The sequence below is a fragment of the Myxacorys almedinensis A genome, assembly GCF_010091945.1.
Classification (GTDB): domain Bacteria; phylum Cyanobacteriota; class Cyanobacteriia; order Leptolyngbyales; family Leptolyngbyaceae; genus Myxacorys; species Myxacorys almedinensis.
Map to the genome: position 1 here is coordinate 93598 of NZ_WVIE01000019.1, position 6335 is coordinate 99932.

Annotated in this window: 8 protein-coding genes and 2 pseudogenes; all 10 read right to left on the reverse strand. The window is 47.1% G+C overall.

The window, feature by feature from the left end; translation table 11 throughout:
* Positions 1 to 551 precede the first annotated feature (551 nt).
* Entirely contained in the window at positions 552 to 1400 is an 849-nt protein-coding gene (gene mle / locus GS601_RS16095) for an alpha/beta fold macrolide esterase (protein WP_162424305.1), read from the reverse strand.
* A gap of 184 nt (positions 1401 to 1584) precedes the next feature.
* Positions 1585 to 2004, reverse strand: coding sequence for a DUF2267 domain-containing protein (locus GS601_RS16100; RefSeq protein WP_162424306.1), 420 nt, complete (start codon positions 2002 to 2004; stop codon positions 1585 to 1587).
* Positions 2005 to 2026: 22 nt separating this feature from the next.
* Positions 2027 to 2539, reverse strand: a complete 513-nt coding sequence (locus GS601_RS16105; RefSeq protein ID WP_162424307.1) for a class I SAM-dependent methyltransferase — start codon at positions 2537 to 2539, stop codon at positions 2027 to 2029.
* Positions 2540 to 2742: 203 nt separating this feature from the next.
* A complete protein-coding gene (locus GS601_RS16110; protein ID WP_162424308.1) occupies positions 2743 to 3462 on the reverse strand; it encodes a hypothetical protein in 720 nt (239 codons plus the stop codon).
* Between the two features lie 243 nt (positions 3463 to 3705).
* Positions 3706 to 4056 carry a clan AA aspartic protease gene (locus tag GS601_RS16115; protein ID WP_338017056.1) on the reverse strand — a complete coding sequence of 117 codons (351 nt, stop codon included), beginning with the start codon at positions 4054 to 4056 and terminating at the stop codon, positions 3706 to 3708.
* An 11-nt stretch (positions 4057 to 4067) separates the two neighbouring features.
* A complete protein-coding gene (locus GS601_RS16120) occupies positions 4068 to 4340 on the reverse strand; it encodes a hypothetical protein (RefSeq protein WP_162424310.1) in 273 nt (90 codons plus the stop codon).
* A 164-nt stretch (positions 4341 to 4504) separates the two neighbouring features.
* Complete coding sequence (locus GS601_RS16125) at positions 4505 to 4783, reverse strand: hypothetical protein (protein ID WP_162424311.1); 279 nt, start codon at positions 4781 to 4783, stop codon at positions 4505 to 4507.
* Positions 4784 to 4888: 105 nt separating this feature from the next.
* Positions 4889 to 5323: pseudogene (locus GS601_RS16130) on the reverse strand (IS1 family transposase); the annotation flags it as partial.
* Positions 5317 to 5919 (reverse strand): hypothetical protein, encoded by a 603-nt coding sequence (locus GS601_RS16135; protein ID WP_162424312.1) that lies wholly within the window; start codon positions 5917 to 5919, stop codon positions 5317 to 5319. The pseudogene GS601_RS16130 and the gene GS601_RS16135, both read right to left, overlap by 7 nt.
* Positions 5916 to 6335, reverse strand: a pseudogene (locus GS601_RS16140) (hypothetical protein); the annotation flags it as partial. The pseudogene GS601_RS16140 and the gene GS601_RS16135, both read right to left, overlap by 4 nt.

Here is a 6335-nt window from a genome sequence, read left to right on the forward strand (position 1 = left end):
TAGCAGATTGGGTAGAGGTCACAACTGCCTTCGACGCCACTTTGGAAGAATTAATCGGTTTCAACATCATTTATTAATTCCCTTATTAATTCATCCCATGCGTTCCCAAATCGGCTGCCCATGCGGAAGCCCTGTTAACAATCACTAAAAAATCGTGGATCACAGTGTCAAGATTAGCTTCTGTTAATAATAGAACGTGAACAAACAGACAGCGATAGTTGAGATTCTGTTCCTGATGGTGTTTTAACAGAGAATCGTACAGGTGATGGCAACCAAAGTTTCCGGCATCATGGCTGATGTGAGTCGCAATTTCGGGGAAGAATGCAGAGCGTCCGTTAAAGTGTCCCAGTTGGCTCGATCGAGAGAAATTGCCGAAACTCTGCCATGCCGCAACAAATGACTAAATCTGACTCTAGTGTATGGATCTGAGTGATTACCGTTTTAGGAGCAGTTTGAACATTAACGTTCCGATTGATTGGCTGCTAATAACTTTTGCTGCAACACCGACCAACTTCATTCAGTCCGCTCCAATCGGATTGTTAGGCTGTTTCTCACTGTGATACAGTTTGCTTCTCTACCGCTTCAAGAATAACAGACCAGTCGCTGCGATGCAGTTCGTGTCCTGTTCCTGGTAATGGTAGTAATACAGCATCCTGGATCTCTGCTTGCAGTGCCAAACTGTGGACATAGGGTAAAACACGATCTTCTGTGCCATGAATAACCAGAGTGGGTACAGCGATTTCGTGGAGGCGGTTAACCCATTGTTCTCCGCCTTGAAGCAAGGCATGATTAAAGGTCGTCATGAGATTGGGAGTACGATCGAAGTCAGTCTCAGCTAATTCGCGGATCGCTGATTCATCAAACGGATGGGCTGAACCGGACATCAATCGCCACGCACCAATCTGATACTCAATCACTATCTCACGGTTTGCCCAATCCAGTTCACTGCCTTTCGCATGGTATTCAAGGACAGATGGATCGATCCCTGGCATTGTCGGATCGGTGTCAGCCAAGCGTTCCGAGGCGATTAACGTTAGACTTTTGACCCGTTGAGGATGCTTGAGCGTCATGAGTTGAGCTAGAAATCCTCCGAGCGATATCCCCACTAGATGAGCGCTCCCAATTCCATAGCCATCAAGAACACAAAAAGCGTCATCCGCTAAATCTTCAATGGAATAGTGAATGTGACCTGGCTCGTAACTGGTTGAGCGCCCTGTGTCTCGGTGATCGTATCGAATCACATAGCGTCTCAAATCAGCCAATTGGCAGCAGAAATCTTCTGCCCACCACACAGATGAAGCCATCGCCCCCATGATTAATAAAATGGGCGGATCGTCTGGAACACCGAAAGATTCGGAGAAAAGGCGAACTTCATTATGGCTAATCCATTTATTTTCCATCGCTTTTCATATATCGGTTTTCTCATATTTTAGACAACCTCGATTCCAGGGTTACAGAATCATCGGATCTTGCCTGACCCAGAGGATTAGGGTCAGAGTAGTGATAGACGCTACTCTTTGGTCGCCCTGTCCCCACCATATCAATGCCTTGTTATGCCATGATGCACCAAGACAAGTTCGTCCATCATGGCTTCCAGAAATCAATTGCACCTTCTGGTAATTGAGCGAGTAATTGATCAAAGGCTGCTTCATCTACGTGTCGTCTCAACGCCCTGGCAACATCCTGAATTGCCGTTTCCCTAGAAAAGTTGTGTTCTGAACGTAACGACTGAACCTCCCTAGTCATGACTTCGCAAGATTCAAAGGGCTTGATCGGTTCATCCGTGTCCCAGTCGGTCACAAAGAGCGCTCTTAGGCAAATCGGCAGTACCCCCGCAAATGCGATCGCATCTTTCATGGAAAGCCGTCGCCGAAACGTCTGAAACACGCCTTGTGTCATTGTGTAGGTTACATGCGTGCTCCAGAGTCCTGCGGTGTCACGTGCGTCTACTAAGTACTGATAGAATTGATCGGAAGCGCGATCGTATTCTGCTGGTACTGGCATATTAGAACCCTTTCAATTGCTTCTATTCGCTGACTAATGGTTCAACTTGTTCAGATTGCACGAGCAACATATCTGGCGAAGATGCCATCTGCTGAATACACAGCATCCTCAATAGCGCTAACGCTTTCCAAAAATCAGGAAGGTGATGGAGCGCGTAGCGAGAATACACGAAATCAGCTTGTCTACCTTGGTGCTCATAGGTGAGGAAGCCAGACTGGATAATCTCAATGTTGGGTAGGCGAGACGTACTAACCTTCGTCTTTAAAACGTTCATCATTACAGGCGAAACGTCAGCGGCAACCACTCGCGCACAGACTGACGCAACAGCGAGTGTGAACTGTCCGATGCCTGCACCGATGTCCACCACTTCTGATTTCTCATTAAGTCCAAGCCTTTTTATAAGGGCTAGCTTTTCTATGACGTTAGCATCTTCCTTAAAGTCATATTGAGATGCGTGCTCGGCATCAAGATTCTCTCTGCCTGCGCTCTTCATTTCGTCTAGCATCCAGTTGTGTCTTTTTTCAGGCTTGCTCATCCTTTACTCGGTAGCTAATCGATAGCAATATTTTACTTTTTACCCAACACTGTACTTGATCGTGTGACTCAGCCTAACGTTCCGGCTGAGCGGCTACCGATAAACTTGAAACTTCGCCCAGATCTCCCTTCAGTCCGCTCCAACAGGGTTGTTGTGCCGCCGCGCTTGCAGAAATGATTCTCTGGCAAACCCAGCAGATTAAGTCACCTCTTCGGTTTTCTCTTATTTGGTGCTGATTCTAATAAACCCGCACCATATGGAACAAACCTATCATCTGGTAGGAGACCTCTTTCATGCATTTGTGTAGCCCATTTTCTTGTAGTTTCATGGCGGTAAGTTTTTCTTTTCCATACCTTACTGAGATACTCTGTTACAAAGTAGAAGAGCAATATTGAATCAATCACAAATAAAACTACTGTTTGTGCATTCCAAGTTGGATCACATAGAAAAAACAATAAAACTGCAACGGTTGAAGGAGCCAGAGTAATAAGCATCATCGGAAGATGCCATATCCAAAAAATTTCTGGAAACTGACTGCCATTTGAACTTGCATACCAACCCATTACTAGCGGGTATACCCTATTGACACGGATCTCAAGCAACTTAAGATAATCTGCCATGTCATAAATGAGAGCGGTATGATAAGTCGTTAGCAGCCCAAATAAGCATGTTGTCAAAGGCACAAGTAAAAGAATTTCTGTACTATATCTGGCATTTATTGTGTTGCTGTTGAGAATGTTCAATGCAAGACCAAGCAGAACACCTGCTGTAGCAGTACTAGATGTTAATAAAGTGACGCGATGACCCATACGGGCTTGTGCCTCTGCACGCAGACTCTTGTACTCCTCAAGAATGCATTGAAGTTCATCCTTCTTAAATGCTTGGTCAAGAAACTCATCTCGGTTGACGGGCTGCTCAGCCATAAAGCTCTCAACTCCATGTATTGAATGGGGTACCTTATGCTTCAACTATCACTACGGAAATTTCGGAAAGGGCTTAACAATCACACTTTGCACATAACTTTCAAACTACTGCCTTAACCGATATCTCAGGCGACACAACGGCTAAAGTGAGCGGCGGCGAGAGAACTAAAACGAAGCGCGAAGACTCTCTACCGTCCGCTCCACTGTGTTGTTAGCCTGCGCTGCCTTACGCTGAATTAACATCTACAACTCGTCGATCGTTACCAACCCGCCCTCTGTGAAGTGAATCACCAACTCTTGTTCATCCAGTAAAGCGGTTCCAAGCAGAGGTCGCCTTCCTGTCGCAATAACTAAAACATCCCGTTCTATACCATCCCAAAGGACAACCGCTTCATAAAGTGGTAATGTTACTTCGCTGTTATCTGCCAAATTTGCAAACGTATCGTGTCTAAAGGTTAAGCCCATCAGTGAAACTGCTTCTAAGGGAAGGCACAATTCTCCTGTAAATCCTGTATCGATGACAAATTCAATAGGGACAGTTGAACTATTTGGTAACAAGAACGTTAGAGCGACTGTTGCATGTCTATTTGTCACAGTCCCAGAAATCACTTGTAAACACGCTCCATGACACCTCCAAAGGAGACGGCAACGTTGTATCCAATCCGAATTCCGAAGAGTCTAGCATTTTGGTGCTTCTTACTGAGGTTACGAGATGCCTGCAACCCAGTCTTATCAACTTCATAGTCGCCTGTCTCAATGTCGATGATGACCATCTTGCCAATATTTTCTTCGACCTCGACTTTTTGGCGGATGCCATTCTCGTACAGTTGCTTTGCACGACGCGCAACTTCTTCACGGCTTAAAAGGATCGCTTGCATAGGCTGACTCCGATCACTACTCTACCTCTTTGGATTCCTCAATGATATCTTACAAACCAGTAGGATGGGCACTGCCCAACCCTACCTGCTTCACTAGAAGGGGCGGAACCCCAAGTCTTCAAGTAGATCGCTCAGTAGATGCAACCCTAGATTCTGAAATAGCGCTATCGTCTCAAACGGAAGTCAGTATCGCGATTTGGAAAGCGGCTGTAGAATTCTTGTCTAGAGATGGGAATCAAATTTCCACCGCCGAGTGTTCTCACAAAGTCAATGCTGTTGATGTAGTGTCTGTAGTATTTACCATCGCGGTGGCGAATCACTAATGCACCCGGTTCACCAGATGGGGCATAGGGATCAACTGACCCATTGCAAGGAATGTCAGCAACTACAGGATTAGCCTCGATGATTCGATTGAACACGGTAGAACTGACAGCTCGTTGCACTGGAACTCGGCTCCAAAGGCTTCTAAAGCTAGGGCAACCGAGCGCGTAGGATTGCCTGACGTCTTCAAACACGGCAATAGCGGGCTGTCCCTAATTATGGTAGTGCTACACAAGTAATGATGTGTTGTAGTGATGGATGAAATACCAAATGGCACCAATATGATTCTCTAAGGACTTCGAGAACGACAAGGTTTTTCGAACTAAGCGAGACACTCGTTGCCTCAAGGTGTTGTTGAATCGCTCAATGTAGCTAGTTTTTCCGGTTTCTTTGCCCACCGCCCGATGCCGTTTGCTTGGAAAGACTGCTGCATAAGCTGCCCAGAAGTCAGTGTAAGCAATTGCACATTGACGGTAGACAGGGGGCAAGGATTCCCATAATTTGCGTGCCGCCGTTTCGTTGCGATCTCCAATGTAAACTCCCACAATCTCACGAGTAGCTGCATCAAGGGCTAACCAGACCCACTGCTGATTGCCTTGGTTGTCTACGAATGACCACAACTCGTCACATTGCCTCGTTAGTCTCCCCTTTTTTTCTAGGGTGGCAAAGCTAACTGGAGAAATTTCTGCTCCAGATCAGCCAAATAGGTAGCTGGAGAGCGTCGAAATCGCGGTTGTTGATTGCGTTTGTGTTGGTGCCGCTTGAGGTCAGCGCGAACCGATTGCCAAGCGGCAAGGGAAACCGTCGCCAAGTCGTGAGCCGTAAACGAACGGATTTGAGTGGCGATGGCTGCCACGATTTGCACTGACCCTCTGACAACCAGGGAAGCGGGGGCAACTTTGCGTCCCGTGCAACGACGCTGGTGATGCCGCCAACGACCAAACAGTTGCTCCAAGTCGTTATTGGTTCTGGGTAAGCCTTCGATGTCATAACAATGAAACAACCCCGGAGCATAACTGAGCGTGACTTTGAGAAAGTGATCAATCCCAGGAGCTAAACTTCCGGCTTGATCTTTCCACCGTTCCATCGCTCGCAGTAAACGCCCCAGACTAGAGCACACGTTTTGACCATCAAGTTGTGCATCATTGTCGAGCAGGGTTGCGACCTGGTGAACCCAATCGAAGGCAGTGGCAATCGGCTTCCAGAGCACTGCGGTTTGCTCAAGTGCGGTCGAGATGATTCGTTTTAGCTGGGTCAAGGGCTTGGGTAGATCCCCTTTTGAGCCATCTGCTCTAGACTGTGGTCAATCGCACTGAGTCGTTGTTGTAAGGTCAACCCAGAGGCATCAAGCGGGGGATGACCATCGTCAGTGAGTGCTGCACGCACCGCTTGACAGTACCCTGCAACCACCTCGTTCATGCCATTGTCAGGTTCCTGGCTCCCGGTTCGTTCAATCTGCCGCACGCCACGCACCCGTTTTTTGAGTTCCTTCTTAGCATATCGGTCGGCTTCATACAAAATCTCACCACTGAGGACTTCCCGGATGACCCACAAGACCTCATGCCCCACATCAGGTTGCATCCCATCAATCGCTAAAATTAACGTGAGTTCGACGAACGGAAGGTAGCGCAAAAAGAAAGCTGAGACTACGTTTGAAAGAGTTGTAAAATTCCT